This is a genomic window from Vibrio sp. 1562, assembly GCF_033340155.1.
In the GTDB taxonomy this organism is placed as follows: domain Bacteria; phylum Pseudomonadota; class Gammaproteobacteria; order Enterobacterales; family Vibrionaceae; genus Vibrio; species Vibrio alginolyticus.
The window spans coordinates 1-668 of the sequence record NZ_JAWOVY010000398.1; the positions used below are offsets into that span (position 1 = coordinate 1).

Annotated in this window: 1 protein-coding gene; it reads left to right on the top strand. The window is 46.9% G+C overall.

Annotation, left to right across the window (positions count from 1 at the left end):
- On the top strand, positions 1-655 hold a 655-nt coding region (gene dctP, locus R7Z49_RS25415; RefSeq protein ID WP_318112445.1), incomplete at its 5' end, for a TRAP transporter substrate-binding protein DctP.
- Positions 656-668: the final 13 nt, after the last annotated feature.

A 668-nucleotide genomic window follows, 5' to 3' on the forward strand; every position in this document is an offset into this window, starting at 1 on the left:
TGATGTCGCTGCGGTTGACCGCTTCCAAAACTCTGAAGCGGGAGAGAAGCTGAAAAACTCAATGAAACGTCGTGGTCTACAAGGCATTGCGTTCTGGCACAACGGTATGAAGCAAATGTCTGCCAATAAACCTCTGATGGTGCCAAGCGATGCGAAAGGACTTAAGTTCCGCGTCCAAGCTTCTGACGTTCTTGTTGCCCAGTTCGAGCAACTTGGCGCAAACCCTCAAAAAATGTCCTTCAAAGAAGTTTACGGCGGTCTACAAACGAAGGTTATCGATGGTCAAGAGAACACTTGGTCAAACATCTACGGTAAGAAGTTCTTCGAAGTTCAAGATGGCATCACGGAAACCAACCACGGTATTTTGGATTACCTCGTTGTGACGTCGAACGATTTTTGGCAGAAGCTACCAGAAGATCAGCGTGAACAGCTCAATACCATCATTCAAGAAGTGACTGTTGAGCGTAACGCGGAATCGACCAAAGTGAACTTGGCGAATAAAAACAACATCATCGAAGCGGGTGGTGTGGTTCGTACGCTAACGCCAGAGCAGCGTCAAGAGTGGGTGACGGCTCTGCAACCAGTGTGGAAAAAGTTTGAGAAAGACATTGGTTCTGACCTGATTGAAGCGGCTTTGGCTTCAAACCAACAATAACAAAAACGATATC